The 19,356-nt window shown below is 69.9% G+C and carries 22 protein-coding genes; 19 read left to right on the top strand and 3 right to left on the bottom strand.

The window, feature by feature from the left end:
* Nucleotides 1-455 precede the first annotated feature (455 nt).
* The 9 genes from J2W21_RS17725 (at nucleotide 456) to J2W21_RS17690 (ending at nucleotide 8,657) form a co-directional block, all read left to right on the top strand.
* Complete coding sequence (locus J2W21_RS17725; protein WP_307115843.1) at nucleotides 456-2,138, top strand: hypothetical protein; 1,683 nt, start codon at nucleotides 456-458, stop codon at nucleotides 2,136-2,138.
* 851 nt (nucleotides 2,139-2,989) lie between these two features.
* Complete coding sequence (locus tag J2W21_RS17720) at nucleotides 2,990-3,907, top strand: ParA family protein (RefSeq protein WP_307115842.1); 918 nt, start codon at nucleotides 2,990-2,992, stop codon at nucleotides 3,905-3,907.
* Nucleotides 3,904-4,320 carry a ParB family protein gene (locus tag J2W21_RS19825; RefSeq protein ID WP_373423127.1) on the top strand — a complete coding sequence of 139 codons (417 nt, stop codon included), beginning with the start codon at nucleotides 3,904-3,906 and terminating at the stop codon, nucleotides 4,318-4,320. The genes J2W21_RS17720 and J2W21_RS19825 overlap by 4 nt, the downstream gene beginning before the upstream one ends.
* Before the next feature lie 135 nt (nucleotides 4,321-4,455).
* The gene (locus J2W21_RS17715; RefSeq protein WP_307115841.1) at nucleotides 4,456-4,719 is read left to right on the top strand and encodes a helix-turn-helix domain-containing protein; all 264 of its coding nucleotides are present in this window, start codon (nucleotides 4,456-4,458) and stop codon (nucleotides 4,717-4,719) included.
* Nucleotides 4,712-5,101 carry a hypothetical protein gene (locus J2W21_RS17710; protein WP_307115840.1) on the top strand — a complete coding sequence of 130 codons (390 nt, stop codon included), beginning with the start codon at nucleotides 4,712-4,714 and terminating at the stop codon, nucleotides 5,099-5,101. Before J2W21_RS17715 ends, J2W21_RS17710 begins: the two co-directional genes overlap by 8 nt.
* Before the next feature lie 157 nt (nucleotides 5,102-5,258).
* Nucleotides 5,259-6,362 (top strand): GmrSD restriction endonuclease domain-containing protein, encoded by a 1,104-nt coding sequence (locus tag J2W21_RS17705; RefSeq protein ID WP_307115839.1) that lies wholly within the window; start codon nucleotides 5,259-5,261, stop codon nucleotides 6,360-6,362.
* Between the two features lie 153 nt (nucleotides 6,363-6,515).
* Entirely contained in the window at nucleotides 6,516-7,004 is a 489-nt protein-coding gene (locus J2W21_RS17700; RefSeq protein ID WP_307115838.1) for a LexA family protein, read from the top strand.
* A complete protein-coding gene (locus tag J2W21_RS17695; protein WP_307115837.1) occupies nucleotides 6,994-8,283 on the top strand; it encodes a Y-family DNA polymerase in 1,290 nt (429 codons plus the stop codon). Before J2W21_RS17700 ends, J2W21_RS17695 begins: the two co-directional genes overlap by 11 nt.
* A gap of 224 nt (nucleotides 8,284-8,507) precedes the next feature.
* Nucleotides 8,508-8,657, top strand: a complete 150-nt coding sequence (locus J2W21_RS17690; protein WP_307115836.1) for a hypothetical protein — start codon at nucleotides 8,508-8,510, stop codon at nucleotides 8,655-8,657.
* A 110-nt stretch (nucleotides 8,658-8,767) separates the two neighbouring features.
* Here the strand turns inward: J2W21_RS17690 and J2W21_RS17685 are convergent, their stop codons facing one another.
* A complete protein-coding gene (locus tag J2W21_RS17685; RefSeq protein WP_307115835.1) occupies nucleotides 8,768-9,970 on the bottom strand; it encodes an IS110 family transposase in 1,203 nt (400 codons plus the stop codon).
* A 250-nt stretch (nucleotides 9,971-10,220) separates the two neighbouring features.
* Complete coding sequence (locus J2W21_RS17680) at nucleotides 10,221-10,703, bottom strand: GNAT family N-acetyltransferase (RefSeq protein WP_307115834.1); 483 nt, start codon at nucleotides 10,701-10,703, stop codon at nucleotides 10,221-10,223.
* A 602-nt stretch (nucleotides 10,704-11,305) separates the two neighbouring features.
* On the opposite strand from J2W21_RS17680, the gene J2W21_RS17675 reads away from it, so the two are divergent.
* The 5 genes from J2W21_RS17675 to J2W21_RS17655 all read left to right on the top strand — a co-directional run bounded on the left by J2W21_RS17675 (nucleotide 11,306) and on the right by J2W21_RS17655 (nucleotide 15,863).
* A complete protein-coding gene (locus J2W21_RS17675; RefSeq protein WP_307115833.1) occupies nucleotides 11,306-11,659 on the top strand; it encodes a DUF3846 domain-containing protein in 354 nt (117 codons plus the stop codon).
* Nucleotides 11,660-11,745: 86 nt separating this feature from the next.
* Nucleotides 11,746-13,053 carry a ParB/RepB/Spo0J family partition protein gene (locus J2W21_RS17670; protein WP_307115832.1) on the top strand — a complete coding sequence of 436 codons (1,308 nt, stop codon included), beginning with the start codon at nucleotides 11,746-11,748 and terminating at the stop codon, nucleotides 13,051-13,053.
* Nucleotides 13,054-13,157: 104 nt separating this feature from the next.
* Nucleotides 13,158-14,126, top strand: coding sequence for an IS481 family transposase (locus tag J2W21_RS17665; RefSeq protein WP_307115831.1), 969 nt, complete (start codon nucleotides 13,158-13,160; stop codon nucleotides 14,124-14,126).
* Between the two features lie 435 nt (nucleotides 14,127-14,561).
* Nucleotides 14,562-15,548 carry a DUF4192 family protein gene (locus J2W21_RS17660; protein ID WP_307115830.1) on the top strand — a complete coding sequence of 329 codons (987 nt, stop codon included), beginning with the start codon at nucleotides 14,562-14,564 and terminating at the stop codon, nucleotides 15,546-15,548.
* Between the two features lie 162 nt (nucleotides 15,549-15,710).
* Entirely contained in the window at nucleotides 15,711-15,863 is a 153-nt protein-coding gene (locus J2W21_RS17655; RefSeq protein WP_307115829.1) for a hypothetical protein, read from the top strand.
* Between the two features lie 150 nt (nucleotides 15,864-16,013).
* On the opposite strand, the gene J2W21_RS17650 is transcribed toward J2W21_RS17655, so the two are convergent.
* Nucleotides 16,014-16,283 (bottom strand): hypothetical protein, encoded by a 270-nt coding sequence (locus J2W21_RS17650; protein ID WP_307115828.1) that lies wholly within the window; start codon nucleotides 16,281-16,283, stop codon nucleotides 16,014-16,016.
* Between the two features lie 387 nt (nucleotides 16,284-16,670).
* Between J2W21_RS17650 and J2W21_RS17645 the strand changes: the two genes are divergently transcribed.
* The 5 genes from J2W21_RS17645 to J2W21_RS17625 all read left to right on the top strand — a co-directional run bounded on the left by J2W21_RS17645 (nucleotide 16,671) and on the right by J2W21_RS17625 (nucleotide 19,222).
* Nucleotides 16,671-16,934, top strand: coding sequence for a glutaredoxin family protein (locus tag J2W21_RS17645; RefSeq protein ID WP_307115827.1), 264 nt, complete (start codon nucleotides 16,671-16,673; stop codon nucleotides 16,932-16,934).
* A gap of 28 nt (nucleotides 16,935-16,962) precedes the next feature.
* Nucleotides 16,963-17,649 carry a single-stranded DNA-binding protein gene (gene ssb, locus J2W21_RS17640; RefSeq protein ID WP_307115826.1) on the top strand — a complete coding sequence of 229 codons (687 nt, stop codon included), beginning with the start codon at nucleotides 16,963-16,965 and terminating at the stop codon, nucleotides 17,647-17,649.
* Nucleotides 17,643-17,939, top strand: coding sequence for a hypothetical protein (locus J2W21_RS17635; RefSeq protein ID WP_307115825.1), 297 nt, complete (start codon nucleotides 17,643-17,645; stop codon nucleotides 17,937-17,939). The genes ssb and J2W21_RS17635 overlap by 7 nt, the downstream gene beginning before the upstream one ends.
* 50 nt (nucleotides 17,940-17,989) lie before the next feature.
* Entirely contained in the window at nucleotides 17,990-18,778 is a 789-nt protein-coding gene (locus tag J2W21_RS17630) for a hypothetical protein (protein ID WP_307115824.1), read from the top strand.
* Nucleotides 18,779-18,862: 84 nt separating this feature from the next.
* Nucleotides 18,863-19,222 carry a hypothetical protein gene (locus tag J2W21_RS17625; protein ID WP_307115823.1) on the top strand — a complete coding sequence of 120 codons (360 nt, stop codon included), beginning with the start codon at nucleotides 18,863-18,865 and terminating at the stop codon, nucleotides 19,220-19,222.
* Nucleotides 19,223-19,356 lie beyond the last annotated feature (134 nt).

The raw sequence follows: 19,356 nt of genomic DNA, 5'->3' as shown, positions 1-19,356 counted from the left end.
TGGTTGCCATCCGTGGCGGCGACCGGGGCCAAGTCATCGTCGACATCGTTCACGACTACCTAAAGTCCGCTGATCTCGATTCGATCAGCTCGGCGCAGGAGGCACTGCCTATCGCCCGGGCGTCTTAAACGACTGAGGGCCCGCTGAACAGCGGGCCCTCAAAAGTCTCCCATCACCGCTTTGCTTGCCGGCGACCCGGTGATGGATCCGAAACCCTCCCTTGCGGGTGGGTCCCTTTGCATACCCCGGAAGGAGTCTGCCCTCTTATGGTAGCCCACGCTGCCGTTCTGTCACCTCCCCTGCCTGCAGCCCGTGATGGGCGTGTCGTCCCCGCCGTCCCCTCGGGCCCCGTTCCACCGAGGGATGCCTGGGCCCTGGCGCCGCTGATCGCTGGCCAGCCTGCGTTCCGGGCAGGCCGCTGGATCCGGGGAAAGTTCCAGTACCCCGGCTCCCCCGTGCCGATCTCGGCAGCGCTGCCGAGGACCCCTGCAGCGGTCCTGGTGCACGGCGCGGATGGTTCCGTGGCGACCCTGTGCCTGGACCTGGATACCTCCAAGGCAGCCCAGTCGGTCGTCGACGGCGACGCCGAGCGCCTGGGCGCCCTGCTGACCGGGTGCGGGCTGCGGTACGTCCACGACGTCTCCCCCAGCGGCGGCCGGCACCTGTACGTGCCGCTCGAGGAGCGGCTGCCCGGCCCGCAGGCGCGGGAGCTCGTCGACGCCCTGGCCCGGCTGGCCCCCAGCTTGGACCCGAGCCCGCACCAGAACCCGAGCACCGGCTGCATCCGCGTCCCCGGGACCCTGCACAAGCGCGGGGGCCACCAGGAGCTGGTGACCCCGCTGAGCGCTGCCTACGACATCCTGCGCCGCCGCAACGGGACTGCGCAGCTCGCGGCCCTCCGCCGGGCCCTGGCCCCGGAGCTGCGCCGCGGCCGCGAGCAGGCCGGCCGCCGCGCTGCCCTCGGCAATCAGGGCCCGCGGAAGGACGCGGCCTGCGGCGACCAAGCGGAGGCCGCGGCGGCACCGCGGGGCGGGTGGCAGTCCCCCCTGCGCGCGACCGCCGTCACCGGCCTCTATGACACCGCCCGCTACCCCAGCGCCTCCGAGGCCCGCATGGCCGTCCTGACGCACCTGGCCGCCTGCGGGTGGACCCTGGAGCAGGTCCGCAGCGAGCTCACCGGCCAGTTCCCCGGCCTCGCGGCCCTGTACCAGTCCCCCCGCCAGCTCGAGAAGCTCCTGGACCGGGAATGGACCAAGGCCCTGCAGAGAACCACCGATGGCGTCGGAAGAACGAGTACCCGTAAATCCGACACAAGCCCCACTCAACCCACCGGGGGGGGAGCATCGGCTGCTTCAGTTCACCAGCTGGTGAACGATCTCGAGAACGTCCTCTACTCAGTGCTCGATGATCGGTTCGCTGCTCTGGGGCGTGAAGGCCTCAGCCTGCGGTTCCTGCTGCGAGCACTCCTCGGATACATGAGGGCCATGGAGACGGACGTGCTGGATGTCGGCTGCCGGACCTTTGCCACCGCACTGGGCAAGCACCACGGGACGATTGCCCGCCTCCTCCCCCGCCTCGCCGCACTGTCCGACGGGATCGTGACCAGGATCGCCCAGGCCCGGCACAAGCACGCCGACGTCTACCTCATCGCCCTCCCAGAACAGCACCAGGAGCTCGCCCGACAGCTCACCTGGCGCAAGGGGAAGATCTTCGGCATCAGGCCGGTCTTCCGCAAGCTCGGCGATGCCGCAGCCCTGGCCTATGAGGCGATAGAACGCGCCAAGGACTCCCCCACCACGGCCGATATCGTCCGGCACGCCCGCATCTCCCGCACGACCGCCGAGAACGTCCTCGCCGAGATGGCCGGCTACGGCATGATCCACCGCGACACAGGCCAGCGCTGGCACATCACCCACACGACAAGCCTCCCCCGCCTCGCCCGCCGGCTCGGCGTCGACCAGGACGTCGCCGCCCAGATCACCCTCCACCGCCTCCAACGCGCCGCCTGGCACGCCTACCTCGACCGCCACAACCCCGCCGACAACCCCACCGAGACAGACATCCACGACCCCGAACGCGACGAATACTGGATGCCCCCCGACGACACCTCCATACCAGCCCTCTGGAACGCAGCTTGAGAACCCGCAACCGAGGCTGGTGTGAGAGGGGCGCTCCCCCTTGAGCATGCGGCCACCATTACAGCGGGTTCCTTCTCAACGACTGGCTCACGAGTATTACTGGCAATGCCTGTAATACTGGTTTTAGCCGCCGGGGAGTAATACTGGCAATGCCGGCATCACCCTCAATGATCGCAATACCTTCTCTCACATCCCTCGGGTTCGCGCTCCCTGATTGCCAGCAATACTGGTAAAGACAGTGGTTGCGGCTCTGCGAGCAGGTCCACTCTTCTTCAAGCGAGTCGGCGAGAGCCTCGGCAGCCCGTCCAAGGTTCTACTGTCATTGACAGCGAATCGCGCCAGCCTCGCTGAAGCACGAGCCGCATGGATGAGGTTGGAAAAACTGGCTTTGACAGTAATCCGTGCTTCATCCTCATGCTGCGCTACTGACGCGCCTCGAGAGGCAGCAGGGAGACGTATGACGCCAGGCATTACCTGTAAAGCAAGTAATCCGGATTTGGCCGGCGGACTCATGGGTTTCCCCGCGTCGACAACCCCGGCCAGGGGCGCGGGAACGTCGCGGGAGGCATTACCTGTAAAGCAAGTAATCCTGTTGCTACGTCTGCCCCGCGCTGAGCTGCGTGTGCAGTCTTTGACTGTAATGCCTGTAGTGACGGCAACGAGGGCGGTGCCTGTAGTGACGGCAACGAGGGCGGTGCCTGTAGTGACGGCAACGAGGGCCATAGGGGCATTGAGGGCGACACGGGCTATGACCTCACTAACTTTAATGCCCGCACTGGATAGGCTGGGAGCAAAGACGGCAATGGCACCAACAGCACCAATAGGTGCTTTGACAGTAAAGAAGGCATCGCATGGAACACGCCATCGATCGACCAGCTCTGGACAGGACGATCGCCTTCATCAACGGCAAGGGCGGAGTGCTGAAGACGACACTCACATCGAACGTTGGGGGACTCCTTGCCGCCAGCGGCTACCGCGTGCTCGTGGTGGACATGGACCCGCAGGGCAATCTCGGCATCGACCTCGGGTATGCGAGGACCCCTACAGACGATCAGGGGAGGGAGCTGGCAGCTGCGCTCATGTTCGGATCAGCGATCGTGCCGCGCCGAACGGAACGAGAGAACCTCTTCGTCGTCCCTGGAGGTGCTCACCTCGATGCAGCTGCCGCTGGCCTTTTCGCACAGGGACAGAAGGACGCGAGCGGAGCCAAGCTGTCTCTTGCGAAGGGCCTCTCGCCGATCGCACGAGACTTCGAGATCATCTTGATTGACTGCCCTCCGGGCAACGAGTCCCTCCAAATCGCCGCTCTGGGGGCCGCAGCCTGGGCGCTGGTGCCCACCCATACAGACAAAGCCAGCCGAGAGGGACTGGTTAGCGTTGCTGAGAGGTTGGACACGGTCACTGACGTGAATCCGGAACTTGACCTGCTGGGGGTCGTCTTGACTGCCACCACCACGGGTGCCACTGCGGTCCGACGCGATGCACGAGAGAAGATCGCGGAGGCCTTCGGTACGGGGGAGGTCTTGTTCGATTCCAGCGTCCGCTTTGCTGAAGCAACTGCCACCGCGATGCGTGAGCGGGGCATGCTTGCCCACGAGCTCGAGAAGAGCGTCAAGGACGGACCCAAGTGGTATGAGGTGGTGCGAGGAGCCGCAGCGGCGATCGCCGGTCCGCGATCAGCCGGGGGAGTAGCTGAAGACCTCCATCGAGTTGCGCAGGAACTAGTCGGCCGATTGACCAACGCCGAGACGAGGAAGGTGAGCGCATGAGCGACATGCGGCCCGCACTGAGTCTGCCTCCCCGTGACCCGAGCAAGGTCAGGAACCTCCTGCGAAGCAATCGACCCGCTGTCGTGCCCGAGACACCTGAGCAAGATCTTGCCCCTGAGAACCCTGCTCGCTCAATCGAGCAGGAACAAGGGCACCGCACTGAACCTGTTGTAGAGACCGTGCCCAAGAGTCGTCGCGCGCAGGTCACCTTTTATATGGACTCATCAGATAGGGATAGAGCCCGTGCAGCCTACAGGGCTACTTCGGGCGTGGAAGGCGATGAGTCGTGGTCGGACTTCATCGAGCTCGCATTGATGAACGAAGTGGCCCGACGGGAACAGCTACACAATGACGGGCAGAAATACGAGGGAAACCCTCGACGGCTCAAGCCGGGCCGCAAGATCTCAGGATGACAGCGAAGCCTGCAATGAAAGTAAAGCCAGTAGGTGAGTGCGTCCTGGGAAGCGTCGCCTACAGCTGTGTGCGCTCCGCCGGAGCGTGGTCAGCGAGCAATCCTGTGCCTTGCCAGAGGGACCGGGATGATGCCTATGGCTGAGGGGGTTGAGCAGCGGGTGATGCAGGGCGGGTCTGGGCCGCGGTTCCTGACGCTGAAGGACGTCCAGGAGGAGCTGCAGATCTCCGCCTCGCAGGCGCTTGCGCTGGTGCGGAGCGGGGAGCTGCGTGCGATCCAGATCGGCGGCCGGGGGCAGTGGCGGATCGAGCGGGTGATGCTGGAGGAGTTCATTGCTGAGGCCTACCGCCGTGCGGCCGAACGCGCCGGTGCAGCGGACATCCCTGAGGGTGATGACTGACTCGGGACCTGCCGAGCGGGATGACCTGCTCGCTCAGGTGCGCGAGCTGAGCGGCTTCGTCCCGGCCGTCCCGCCGGCCCCGACGTCAGCCCCGGATCTGACAACGGGGCCGGCGCGGCTGAGCGCCCTTGAGCTGCGCCGGTTCATGCCGCAGCTGGAGCGCCTCGGGGTGTTCAAGGCTGAGCAGGGGCGTCTGCCCGGTGCCGGCCCGTCGGCGTCGGCGGGGGAGCGGAGTCTGGGTGCCTGGCTGTGGCGGCAGCGCCGCGCCCGGGAGGCAGGGAGCCTCCATCCCCATGCCGCGGAGCTCCTCGAGGAGGCGCTGGGGCCCTACTGGCCCCTTCCACCCCGCCAGGCCCAGACACTCGAACAGCATCACCCTTGACGCAACAGCACCGCCTCGGTGAACGCGGACACTGCCGGGACTTCCACGCTCAGGGGCGTGGGCTGTCGGTGCGCGCACCTAGAGTCACCCCTGTCGGCCCCGCATTCGCACCGCTGGGCCGGGATTCTTGGAAGACCTATTTGGGGGACAACCGAACATGAGCACTACGCAGCCGGCCATTGCCGGGTCATCCACCGACGGCCGGAGGGGCCGGGCGGTGAAGAGCATCGTCCTGGCAGGAGGCGGAGCCCTGGCGCTCCTGCTGTCCGGGTGCGGCGGGGGAGCGTCCGCGGCTGCGAAGGCGCAGCCCACGCTGTCCACGGCGCCGGCCGTCGTGTCTGCTTCACCGACGGCCACGGCGTCGCCGACAGCGTCCACGTCGGGGGAGCCGCTGGACCCGGACACCGTGGTCGCGGCCGACGGCTCGGCCCCGAAGGCGCAGCCGGCCTACGCGACGAAGGCCGTGGACCTGCTGGCGACGCTGCCGGTGAAGGGCCGGGCCCCGAAGACCGGGTACACCCGTGACCAGTTCGGCCAGGCGTGGGCGGACGTGGACCACAACGGGTGCGACACCCGCAACGACATCCTCGCCCGCGACCTGACAGGGACGGCGTACACGGCCGGGAGCAGGTGCCGGATCGCCTCCGGCACCCTCGACGACCCGTGCACGGGGAAGGCGATCGGCTTCGTGCGCGGGAATGGCACGAGCACGGCGGTGCAGATCGACCACGTCGTGGCCCTGTCGGATGCGTGGCAGAAGGGGGCACAGCAGCTCACCGCCGCCCAGCGCACCGCGCTGGCGAATGACCCGTTGAACCTGCTGGCGGTGGACGGGCCGACGAATGAGGCCAAGGGCGATGGGGACGCCGCGACGTGGCTGCCGTCGAACAGGTCGTACCGGTGCCAGTACGTAGCGAGGCAGGTCTCGGTGAAGGCGACCTACGGCCTGTGGGTGACCCGGGCCGAGCATGACGCGATCGCCCGGGTCCTGGCCTCCTGCCCGGACCAGCAGGTCCCCACGGACCAGAAGGCGCCCGCCAAGGCTGCTCCTGCTCCCGCAGTACCTGCAGCCCCGGCCCCGGTGGCTCCTGCCCCTGCCCAGCCTGCGCCCGCCCCCGTTGCGCCGGCTCCTGCCCCGGCCGGGGTGTACTACGCGAACTGCGCGGCGGCCCGGGCCGCCGGCGCGGCACCCCTGTACGCCGGCCAGCCCGGCTACAGCACCAAATTGGACCGCGACCGCGACGGGGTCGCCTGCGAGTAGCGGCACCAGGAACGACAGGCGCCGCCCAGAGGGTGCCCCGGGGACCGGTTCAGGGTTTCCCGGGGCACCCTCTGCCGCATCCCCGGTTCGCCTGTCGGCACCGGGACCTATCCTTGGGAATAAGTTTTCGATTCAACCGGAGAAGGTGCGCATATGTCTTCGGTGCTGGTGTTCCCGGTGGCGGCCTCACCCCTGCCGCTGCTGCACGCGCCCGTGGCAGTCCCCGCCGGGTTCCCGTCACCGGCGCAGGACTGGTACGACGGGCCGATCGACCTGACCGCGGAGCTGGTGAAGGACCAGGCCGCAACGTTCGTGGTGCGGGTGGCCGGGCACTCGATGGAGGGGGCCGGGATCAGCGACGGCGACGAGCTGCTCGTGGACCGCTCCCTCACCCCGAAGGACGGCGACGTCGTCGTGGCCGTGCTCGACGGTGAGCTGACCGTGAAGCGCCTCGCCACGGGCCCTGGGGGAGTGGTGCTGCGCTCGGCGAACCCTGCCTACCCGGACATCCCCGTCCCCGAGGCCGCCGACCTCCTCATTTGGGGGGTGGCGACTTTCTGCATCCACCACCTCCGGGCCCGCGGCAGCTCGCATCAGATGCACGAATCGGCCACGTCCAAGGGGCCCAGACGTGCCGACTGAGCCCCACCCGGCCCTCGTCGCGCATGTCGACGTGAACTCGGCCTACGCGTCGTTCGAGCGGGTCTTCGACCCCTCGCTGGAGGGCGTGCCCACGGTGGTCCTGTCCAACAACGACGGGTGCGTGGTCGCGGCGTCGAAGGAGGCCAAGGCCCTCGGCATCCCCCTGGGCGAGCCGTGGTTCAAGCTCCAGCCCCGCGCCGCCATGACCGGGCTGCAGGCGAGGAGTTCGAACTACGAGCTCTACGGGGACATGTCCCGCCGCGTCATGGAGGTCCTGGAACGGTTCGCCCCGACCCTGCAGTACTCGATCGACGAGGCCTTCCTCCTCCTCGGCCCCCGCTCGGCGGAGACGGACCTGGCAGCCTTCGGCCGGGAGGTCAAAGACACCCTGCGCCGGCTCGTCGGCGTTCCTGTGTGCGTGGGGATCGCCCGGACGTTCACGCTGGCGAAGCTGGCGAACAGGACGGCGAAGAAGCTGCCCGTGTTCGACGGGGTGTGCGTGTGGGACTCGACCCGGCCCGAGTGGCGCGACGCCCTCCTGGCGAGGCTGCCGGTGTCGGAGGTGTGGAGCATCGCCTCCCGGCTGGAGCGGCGCCTGGCCGCCCAGGGCATCACCACGGTCGCGCAGCTGCGGGCCGCGGACCCGGTTGCGATCCGGGCTCGGTTCAACGTCGTCGTCATGCGCACCGTCCTCGAACTGGCCGGCACCCCGGCGATCACGCTCGAGGAGGAGCGGATCGGGAAGGAACAGCTCATCTTCAGCAGGAGCTTCTCGGAGCCGGTCACCAGTCGGGAGGGGATGCGGCAGGTCCTCTCCGTCTACGGGCAGCAGGCCGCCGCCCGGCTGGTCAGGCACCACCAGAAGGCCAAGCTGCTGACCGTGTTCGCCGGCACCTCGCACTTCGCCGCCCAGCGCGACTTCCCGAACATGCTCGTGCCCCTGGCGGCCCCGACCTCGGACCCGGTCGTTCTCGCCAAGGCCGCCGGGCGGATCCTGCCCCTGCTCCACGAGGGCACCCGGTACGCCAGGGCCGGGATCATGCTCACCGACCTCCGCCCAGCGGACGGGCAGTGCGCGTTCGAGCCGTTCCGGTTCCGGCACGAGGACGAGGGCATCGCCGAGCTCGTCGACCAGGTGAACAGGAAGCTCGGCGGCGGCTCGGTCGGGCTCGGCCACGGCGGGCTCCGTCCCGGCCCGCAATGGCAGATGAAGCGCCAGAAGCTCTCCCCGCGCGCGACCACCCACTGGGACGAGCTCGCCCTCGTCAAGGCAGGCTGACCCCAGCCCGCAAAGCCGCGACTGCTACTGTCGATCCCGTCGCAATCACACCCCTCGCCGGGGGAGTAGACGCGCAAGAACGGCGAAGCCCCCAGCCATGGCCGGGGGCTTCGCCGTCCCCCGACGGCGGCGGCACGGTGCAGCCCCTTCGGACCCAGACCCAGCTGCAGCTCCGGCTGCCGTACGATCGGCTTCGACCACGGCGGAACGGGGAACAGGGGAGCATGGCCATCATCGAGGACACCGGCAGGACAGGCACACGGCCGTGGTCCGGTCCCGAGAAGGCCATCGCCTCGGTCATCGCCCTCGCGTTCGCCGCCGTCTCCACGCTGGTCGGAGCGGCCATAACCGAGGCCATCTCGCTCCTGTTCTGACGCCGCGTGTGGCCAGGGATCCCAGTCCGCGGGGCCCGGCTGTCGTGGAAGAGGGCCCGCCGTGCCGGTCTGTCTGCGCAGCGGGCGGGGGGGTGCCTCTATGGTTTTCGTCAAGCCGCGGCGGAGGCTGGGGGCTGGTAGAGGGTGCCGTCGCGGAGCATGGCGAAGAGGACGTCGCAGCGGCGGCGGGCGAGGGCGATGAGTGCTTGGTTGTGCCGTTTGCCCTGGGCTCGTTTTCGGTCGTAGTAGACCCTGGACGGCGGGTGGCTCAGTGAGGCGAAGGCCGAGAGGAACAGGGCGCGTTTGATGCGCTTGTTCCCGCCCCTTGGGGCGTGCTCGCCGCGGATCGAAGTCCCGGATCTTCGGGTGACCGGGGCGATGCCGGCGTAGGAGGCCAGGTGGGCGGCGTCCTTGAAGTCCTTGCCCACGACTTCGGTGAGGATCCTCGCTGCGGTCCTGACCCCGACTCCGGGGAGCGAGGTCAGGACCTCGTGAAGAGGGTGGGCCTCCACGAGGGCCTCGACCTGGGCCGCTACCTCGTCCCGCTGGCGGGTGAGCGTCGCGAGCTGCTCGGCCAGGATCGGGATCACGACCCCGGCGGCGTCGGTGCCGGGCACGGTGACGCTCTGCTCGCCCAGGGCGGTGTAGACCTCCTGGGTGAGCCGTTCGGCCAGGCGCGGGGCGTGCTTCTTCAGCCTCGCCCGCACCTGCCCGCGCCCTGCCGCCTTGAGTCTGGCGGGGGTCGGGTAGCGGGTGAGCAGGTCCGCCACCGCCGGGTGGGCGACCCTTGGCCCGAGGGCGCGCTCGAGGGCGGGGTGGATCTGGGTGAGCAGGCCGCGGAGCCGGTTCGAGACCGCGGTGGCCTCCTGCGCGAGGTCGTCGTCGAACCCGGCCAGCAGGGCCAGGGCGGCGATCTGCTCCTCGTCCGCCCGGATCTGGCGCAGTGTGTGGGGCATGGTCCGGGCGGCCTCGGCGATGATCAGCGCGTCCCTGGCGTCGGTCTTGGCCGAACCTGGGTGCAGGTCCGCGATCCGGCGCATGGCCAGCCCGGGAAGGTAGGCCACCTCGACCCCTTCCATGGACTGGGCGACCGCGACCGGCAGGGCCCCAATGGTGGCCGGCTGGTCCACGACCATCAACACCGGGCCGTGTTCGGCGAGGCCTGCGAGGATGGCCCGGAGCCTGGCCTCGTCGTTGGGCAGGGCCCGGTCCAGCAGGGCCTTCCCGTCCACGCCCAGGGCAACGGCGTGGTGATCTGACTTTCCGACATCGAGCCCGACGAACACTGCCGGCAGGCTCCCGGACACTCCCATGCGCTCTCCTTCCCGCTCCCGTCAGGCAGTGGCCGGTCAAGGCGATCACGCTCGGCATCCACGTTACGAAGGTCCCTTGGAACTACTTGGGTCGTGCCTCTATCAGCGATCCGCGACCGCCAAGACGGGCCCGGTGACAACACCCCCCGGATCATGGACGACTGGGGGCAGAACGTCATGCCGGAACCCGACCGGCCAACACCCTCATCCTCACGGATCAAGGAGCCACGAGAAAGGTAACGGGGCTGGGCTACAGCTCCTTGAAGTAGACCGCCACAGGCAGCTGGATGCAGCCGAGGCTCTCGTAGAGCGCCCGGGCCGGCGCGTGGAACGGGTCGCCGCCGGTTCCGATCTCCACCATCCGCGCTCCGAGGGCCTTCATCCGTCCCAGGGCGTGCTCGCAAAGGCCCCGGCCGAGGCCCGCACGCCGGTTGACGGGGTCCACGGCGAGGATCTCGATCGCGCCGTGCCCCCGTTCCGGGTCGACCCGCCAGGCCACGTAGCCGGCGATCCGGCCGTCGTCCTCGGCGACGTCCACGTGCCTGCCGTTCGCGGGGTTATGGAGGCCGGGGACCGTCTTCTCGTAGTCTTCGCGCCAATTGCCGTGCTGGATCGTGAAGACCACCTCGCCGACCAGGGGGCGGAACGAGTCCTCGTAGAACGGTCCGAAGACGGAGAGGGTGAGTTCGAGGATCCGTGGCCCATCACTGGGGCTGTACGGGCGTGTGAGCATGGGAGTCTGCCTTTCGTCGGGGGAATACGGGCATGAGGGAACAGCCCTCCGTCGGCGCTGCCGACGGGTCAGAGCTGCTTCATCAGCGGCGCACGCGCCCCGAGGCGAAAGACTCCATGGCCGCCATGCTAGCCATGGCGTCGCCCGCAGCGAAGAGGACAGCAGGCACGAAGGGCCGCCCCGCGCTCCGGCCCGGAGCCGGCCTGGTCCCGGCCAGCGCTGATGCCCTCCGCTGCGCCCTGGGGATTCGGTCCTCGCTGCGCTCGGGCTGTGGCCCCGGGGCATGGCCGGTGCCTCCGCTTCGCTCCGGCCCCGTCCATGCCCCGGGGATTCTCTTCGTCTTTCGGCTGTCCTGCGGATTGTACGCACCCGCCCGGAACCGGCTAGCCCCTCCTTCGTCGGGGCCGTCACCGCCGGGAATTCTGCTCCGGCGCTCCTTCGTCGCTTATTTCCTCCGCAGATTTCCCGGCGGCGCCGCCCTTCGGGTAGCAGGTCCCGGCCGGGTGCAAGCGAACAAGTTCGCCAGCCGAAAAACGAACGGGGGAGGGGAGCCCGGCTGGTCACCACAGCCCCCCGGCCCACCGACCACAAGGAGACACACCATGACCAGCATCGTGAAGGCCCTCATCGTCCCGGCCGGGCGCACGGCGGCCCCGCGCGTGGAGACCATCGCAGCGGACCTGCCGACCCTGCAGGGCCTCGTCGGGGGCGACATCGAGGCCGTGGCCTTCGGCTCCGCGCACGTCTACCTCCACGCGGAGGGCAAGATCCTCGGCCTCAGGCCCAACCTCCACGCAGCGTTCCTGCTGCTGGAGGCCGGTGTACCGGCGTGCGACCTCTTCGCCGGGGACGCGGTCTTCCTCGGCTCGACCCCTGACGGGGACGAGGCCGACGTGCCCGCCGCCCTGCTCCGGGTCGCGGAGGACTACTTCGAGACCGAGCTCTCCGTCGCCTGACCGCACACGGGTGCCCCGGCCCCGCGAGGGGCCGGGGCACCCCCTCCCGGACAGACCCCAGTGACCACCACAGGAGCCAAGAAGCCATGACCCAGACCATCGAGCTCGTCGACCCGACCCAGCTGCTCACCGAGACCAACGTCCGCCGCGAGGCGGCCCTGACCGAGGCCTTCGTGGCCAACATCGCCGCCAACGGCGTCCTCGTCCCCATCGTGGCGTGCCGCACCGAGGACGCCGCCCTGCGCGTCCTCTACGGCCAGCGCCGCACCCTCGCCGCCGTGCAGGCCGGGCTGGACACCGTCCCGGTCTATGTCACAGCCACCCCCGAGGAGGCCGACCGGCTCGCCACGCAGGTCGCGGAGAACGAGCAGCGGCAGGGACTGACCGAGGCCGACCGGGCCGAGGCGTTCCACCAGCTGGCCCTGCTCGGCGTCCCCGCCGCGCAGATCGCCAAGCGCGCCGGGGCCGACAGGACCGCCGTCGAGAAGGCCATCGCCGCCCGCACGGACGACACCGCAGCGGCCGCGCTCGTCGCCGGGCACACCGTGGACCAGGCACTGATCCTGGCCGAGTTCGCCGACGACACCGAGGCCACCGCGATGCTGGAGGACGTGATCGCCGACCGGCCCGACATGCTCGACCACACCGCCCAGCGCCTGCGCGACGAGCGCGAGCGTGCCCGCCAGCTCGCGGCGGCCGCCGCCGAGTACGAGGCGCGCGGCCTCACGGTCGTGGAGCACGTGGGCTGGAGCCGCGAGGACGAGGCCGTCGGCCTGTCCTACCTCACCGACCCGGAGGGCAACCACCCCGACGAGGACGCGGCCAACGCGGTCAGCCTCCGCCACCACTGGGACGGCACCGTGCAGGCCAGCCTCGGCATCACCGGCTGGGCCGAGCAGGGCTACACCGCCCGCGAGCCCTACCGCAGCACCGAGCGGCAGACCGGGCCGATGACCGAGGAGCAGAAGGCCGAGCGCAAGGCCCTGATCGCAAACAACAAGGCCATGGAGTCCGCGACCAAGGTCCGCCGCGCATGGGTCCACGACCTGCTCGCCCGCAAGAGCGCCCCCAAGGGCTGGGCGCAGTTCCTCGCCGCCGCCCTCACCGAGCACCACCGCATCGCCGGGGAGCGGGACTCCTCCCTCGCCGCGACGCTCGCCGGGTGCGCGGTCGAGAACGACTGGAACGGGAGCGCGATTGCCGACTACGCCGCCACCCACCCCGGGCGGCCGCACGTGCCCCTGCTCGCCCTGGCCTTCGCCGGGTTCGAGAAGAACATGCCCAAGGACTGCTGGCGCGCCCCCAACGCGGCCCTGCGCGCGTACCTGACCCAGCTGGCCGACTGGGGCTACCAGCCCTCCGACGTCGAGCGCATCATCACCGACGACGCCTAGCTGTACCCGGCCAGGACGTTGGTTGCGGCGCGTCTGGTTGAACGTGGGAGAACCTCCGGGTGGGATGTGGCTTGTCTAAGGCCCACTCCAACCCGGAGGCTCTCATGTCCCACCGTAATGCCCGGCTGACCGTCCATGGCCGGAAGCTGATCGTCGACCGGCACCGGGCCGGTTGGAAGCAGGCCCATATCGCCGCGGCGATGGGTGTCTCCCGCAAGTGCGTGAAGACCTGGATCGACCGGCACCGGGCCGAGGGCGAGGCCGGCCTGGAGACCCGCTCCTCGAGGCCGCACACGACGCCCACCCGGACCGCACCCGAGGTCGAGCAGAAGGTCCTCGCGGCCCGGGCCGAGCACCGGCAGGGTCCGGACGCGCTCGGGCCCAAAGTCGGCGTCCCGGCCAGGACGGTGTCGCGGATCCTCCGCCGGCACGGGGTGCCGCACCTGCGCGAGTGCGACCCGATGACCGGGGACCCGATCCGCTCCTCGAAGTCCACCGCGGTCCGCTACGAGCGGGCCCGGCCCGGGGAGCTGGTCCACATGGACGTGAAGAAGCTGGGCCGGATCCCCGAGGGCGGAGGCTGGCGCGCCCTCGGCCGGGCCGGGGGAAACCGCGACCGCAAGACCCCGATCGGCTACGACTACGTCCACTCGATGGTCGATGACCACTCCCGGCTGGCCTACTCCGAGATCCTCCCGGACGAGAAGGGCCCCACCTGCGCCGGCTTCCTCGAACGCGCCGCGGCCTACTTCGCGGCCAAGGGCATCGCCCGGATCGAGCGGCTCATGACCGACAACGCCTTCGCCTACCGCCACTCCAACGACCTCAAGCGCGTCTGCGCCGCACTGGAGATCAGGCAGAAGTTCATCCGCCCCCACTGCCCCTGGCAGAACGGCAAGGTCGAAAGGCTCAACCGCACCCTGGCCACCGAGTGGGCCTACCGCCAGCCGTTCACCAGCAACGACCAACGAACAGCCGCCCTTGCACCCTGGATCGAGCACTACAACACTGAACGCTGTCACAGCGCACTCGGAGGCAAACCCCCCACCAGCCGACTGCAACCAACCTCATGACCGGGTACAACTAGCGGCCCACGGCCACGGGCCCCCTGCCAAGGGGGCCCGTGGCGCGGCCGGCCCGTGCGCCCCGCGCTCCGGCCCGGAGCGCGGCCCGGCCCGGGCCGGCACTGGTGCCCTCCGCTGCGCTCCGGCCCCGTCCGGGTCCCGGGCCCTCGAATCGTTCTTTCGGCTGTCCTGCGGATTGTACGCACCCGCTCCACCGGCACAAGCCCCTCCTCCGTCGGGGCCTGCGCCCCGGACGAATCAGCTCCGGCGCTCCTCCGTCGCTTGTTTCCTCCGCAGATTCGCCCGGGGCTTGCCCTTCGGGTTGCTGCCGGCTCCGCGGGTGCAAGCGAACAAGTTCGCCAGCCGAAAAAACGATGGGGCGGGGGAGAGGCACCGGCTGGTCACCACACCCTCCCGGCCCACCAACCACAAGGAGAAGACACCATGAAGGCAACGCTCAAGGTCGACGGCCCCGCCTCGATGCTCGCCCACATCGACCACCAGTTCGGCCGCACCCCCGAGGACTCCCTCGTCCTGATCACCATCGGCCCCGACAGGCGCCTCGGCGCAGGCCTGCGGATGCTCCTGACCGCCGACCAGGACCCCGACGAGGCCGCCGCCCGCGTCTTCCACCTCGCCACCGGCGCGACCACGACCGAGTCCGTCTTCGTCGCCGTCTACACCCCCGACCGGGAACAGGCCGCCGTCATCGGCGCGCACGTCCACGCCCGGGCCGCGTGCCTGGGCATCGGCCTGCTCGCCAGCGTTCACGTCACCGGCACCGGCTGGGAACGGCTCGACCTCCCCGGACAGGGCGGCACCGCCGAGCAGGTCCGCGACAGCCTCATCAACGCCGAGCTGGTCGCCCGCGGCTCCGTCGTCCTCGACGCCGCCCCCGACGACGTCCCCTTCACCGGAGCCCCCGACGCGGCCGAGCGGATCGCCGCCATCGCCCCCAAGAGCGCCCGCGCCGCCGTGGCGTGGTGGCACGCCCTGATCAACGCCGACCGGGTACTCCTGCCCGCCGACGCCTACCAGCTCGCCGCCGCCCTCTCCCGCGCCGACGAGGTCCGCGACCGCCTGATCGCCGCGACCATCGCCACCGGGAACGAGCCCATGCCCGAGCTGCGGGCCCTGCTGCTCGGCCAGCCCGGCACCGCCCCGGACTGGAGCCGGGCCGAGAAGGCCATCCAAGCCCTCACCGCAGCCCTCGCCAACACCCCGGCAGGGCACCGCGCCGGGATCCTGTCCGCCCTCGGCTGGCTGTCCTGGCTCCAGGGCCGCGGCACCGCCGCCCACGCCTGGATCAACCGGGCACGGCAGGACGAGCCCCGCCACCGCCTCGCCCTGCTCCTCGAGCAGCTCATCGACCGCGAGATCGCCCCCATCGCCCTCGACCCCGACGCCGCCTACCGCCGCAACCGAGCCTGACCCCACAGCCCCGCGGCCGCCCACACCGGGCGGCCGCGGGAACCGGTGCGGCCGGCCCGTGCGCCCCGCGCTCCGGCCCGGAGCACGGCCCGACCCGGACCGGCCGCCCCAGCGCAGCACCCCCGCCCGGGCCGCCGTGCGCCGGCGGCTACCCTGAAGACCATGGACAATCCCGACACCCCGGAGGGCACCCCCTTCGAGCAGGCACTCCAGAACGCCCTCACCGAGGCCGACGCCTTCGGCCAGCCCCACTTCGGGCCCACCGACATCGCCCGCCCGGCCGACGACGAGACCGGCCCCCAGGGCACCGACTAGGCCCAGAAGCGACAAACCCCGCCCAGCAGGCGCCGACACCAATTAAATAGAATTCCCCTAGATTTCCTGTGGTTGGGAAAACAAGAAGCGGGACGGCATACAAATGCGGTTTGTGGTGAACCGCGCCGTCCCGCTTCTTCGTCCCTGAATTCAGCGCACAGTGCGCCAATACACCGAGCTGACCATGACCCCGGCAATGGCCAGCACGACCCCGAAGACCACCATCAGCACATTCGGCTGATCGCCCAGAGCCCCAGCGAGGGCCATCCAGGCGGACTCGAGGACGATGACCGCGCCGATCCCCGCAGCGCACGCCCGCGCCGCACCCTTCCGGGATCCGGCCGCCCGCCGCCGGCATGCCAGCGCCAGCAGCAGCACCACGGGGAGCCCCCACACCGCAGCAATTCCAAATCCGCTCATGCACCGATCCTCCCACGCCGATCCGACAGAACTCAGGCCCCAGGACAACGCCAGGCACAGGACAGGCGCAGACCACCGCCACAGCCAGGGCAGGCGCCGAACCCACCCGGAGCACGGGGCAGCTCCCCAAAGACGGCTTCATTCCGAAGACTCCCGCGGGGGTGGCCATACGGCCGGACATGACGGTCCCACCAACCGCCCGGAAAAGGGAATTGCAATGAAGCGCCAACGCATCCGAATGCGCAGAATTGGCCCGTAAAAAGGCGGGAACAAGCTTCACAATTACCCGCCCATAAACTAGAATTGAAGCATGAAGACGGGGGAACTAGTTCCCGGTCAGATCAGACGAACGAAACCATAAGTGCTACGGAACCAAGGACTGCGACCATGGAGAACACCGCCCCCGCCATCACCCTCTACAGCAAGCCGGCCTGCGTGCAGTGCACCATGACCAAGAAGGCCCTCGACAAGGCCGGCCTCGCCTACCAAGAGGTTGACCTCACCCAGAACCCCGCCGCCCTCGAGTACGTGACCGAGGAGCTGGGCTACTCCATGGCCCCAGTCGTGGTCGTCGACGACCACAGCCACTGGGCCGGCTTCCAGCCCCAGAAGATCTCCGACGCAGCGGCAGCCGTCGGCGCCACCGCCTGAGCCGACAGTGAACCGGGAGGAGGAGACCATGACCCAGTACACGGAGGAACAGGACCAGGCCTGGATCGACGGGCGCACCACCCGGCCGGAGCCCACGACACCGGCCCAGCCGGCGCAGAGCACCCACCCGCAGGTGCACGCCCTCCAGCACGCCCTCGCCCAGCTGCGCGAAGCGCGCTACTGGCCCCAGGCAGACCCCGACGTCCAGGCAGCTGTCCGCGCGGCCGCGGCCGTCGCCGACGAGCTCACCCACCACGTCCACGAGAACAACACACACGGCATAGAGCTTCGGGAAGCCGACCGCGCGGGGGAGACCGTGACAGTCACCGGCAATCTGGTCGCCGCGCCACGGTTGGACCGGACGCCGGCCGGGACCCCCGTCGCGGACTTCACCATCGCCACTGCCCCGCGCACCTACGACCGTGTGACTGGGGAGTGGAAGGACGGGGAGACCGCCTTCATCCGCTGCACCCTCTGGCGCGAAGCCGCCCGGCACGCCGCCGCCTCCCTGGCCAAGGGAACCCGCGTCATCGCCACCGGCACCCTCACCACCGGCACCTACCAGGCCAAGGACGGCCAGACCCGCACCAGCTCCGAGCTCGACGTCGACGAGCTCGGCGCAAGCCTCCTCTTCAACCCCGTCACCATCAGCCGGCGCAGCCGCCACCACAACCACCGGGCACAGGCTCCCGTCGAAGGGACAGAACAGTGCTGAACGAGACCGACACGACCACCGGAACCGATCCGCGCTGGTGGACCGACGAGTACACCGCCGTCCCCGACCCCATCGAGGCCGACACCGACTACAGCTTCGACACCAGCGCCGAGGCCGCCGAGCACGGTCAGCCCTGGGCCGTCCTCGAGAACCCCGACGCCTACACCAACGGGCCCGTCACCCCCGGCCACTACATCACCGCCGGCCACCACCCCGACGCGGCCCACTGCCTCGCCTCCCACGGGCCCCTCCGCGACGCAGACCGCGGCACCTGGTTCCGCTTCTCCTGAACCCGCCCACACCACAGACACCGACCCGCCAGCACCGGAGGAAGCACACCATGAGCGGAAAGCACACCACCCCCGCCCCCGGCGCCGAGCCGACGGCATGGACCCCCGAAGACCTCCACGAGGCCCACCAGCTCTCCGAGGCCGTGCTCCAGTGGGACTACCAGCGGCGCGCCACAGCCGAGGACATCGCCCGCAGGCCCCGCCTGTCCTTCGAGGAGGCAGTGGAGTGCCACGACACCGACGGCAGCGCCTACATCCTGCCCCGGCAGCTGAGCGAGCACCGGATCGCCAAGATGGTCGAGGCCGCAACCATGATCCTGGGCCCCACCGAGGACGAGCTGCGCACCGCCGTGCAGGCCGTGACCGAGGCCGTCAGCGAAGCGGCCGCCCGGGCCGTCGCCCAGGCCCACCCCGACGCCGCTGTCCAGGCCGAACACGCCCTCTGGGGCACCCCCGCCCTGCGGTACGACGGGACCGACCAGGAGCAGGCCGCCCTGTACGGGCGGGGGATCCCCTCAGGCCACCTCCTCGAAGGCGCCCTCGCCTCTACCCCCGGCGCGCTCATCGCCTCCGCGAGCATCCGCGCCCCGAGGACCGCAGCAGCCCAGAACCCCGAGCCCGCCCGCCTCGAGGAGAAGACGAGCGCCCTGCCCGCCCCGGGCGCGGAGCCCGAGCTCAGCGCCGCGCAGATCGCCCAGATCCGCGCCCTGCAGGCAGCAAGCTTCCCCACCAGCCCCGGAACCCGCAGGCCCCCGGCCCGAGCCGGCGCCGCCGTCGGCACGGACCCGGCAGCAACCCGAGCCCCGAACGCCGCCACGGCCCGCGGCTACGGACGCTGACCCTCGCCCGGGGGAACGGCGGACCCGGGCCCTAAGCTGCACCCAAGGGAACACCCCGCCCCGAGCACCGGAGGAAACACGGACATGAGCGAAAACCAGGACCAGGACCCGATCGTCGTCCAGGAGGCCGACGCCATCTACGAGTCCGTCCGCACCATCTGCCACCACAGCGAGACCCAGCCGGCACCGACGGTGTACCGGGTGCTGGGGAACCTCAAGGGCGCCGCCGGGCCCATGCTCGCCCAAGCGCTGAACCAGCTCGCCGACGGCCTGGTACGTTCCCTGGACGAGTACGAGGTGTACCAGGACGACGGCTCGGACCCGGTCCTGAACATCGCCGCCGCGGCCGGGCACATGCGCCTGGCCGCACAGCTCGCCGCCGATCTCGGCGAACAGCTCTCCGAAGCGCAGAACGCCATCGCCCAACAGGGCTACCGCGACTGAACACCCCCCGCAGCGGAGGCAGAAACTAGGCCCCCGAACGGGTCTGTAAATCTTTCGGTGTAACTGGGTTGTTTGTTGGCTAGCGGCGGCCGATGGAGAGCCGACCATCGAAGGCGATCTCGAAGGCGTTCAAG

It is taken from the genome of Sinomonas atrocyanea (genome assembly GCF_030811715.1).
GTDB classification, from domain to species: domain Bacteria; phylum Actinomycetota; class Actinomycetes; order Actinomycetales; family Micrococcaceae; genus Sinomonas; species Sinomonas atrocyanea_A.
Note: the sequence above shows the minus strand (reverse complement) of the source record. Positions and strands in the feature narration are given on the sequence as shown.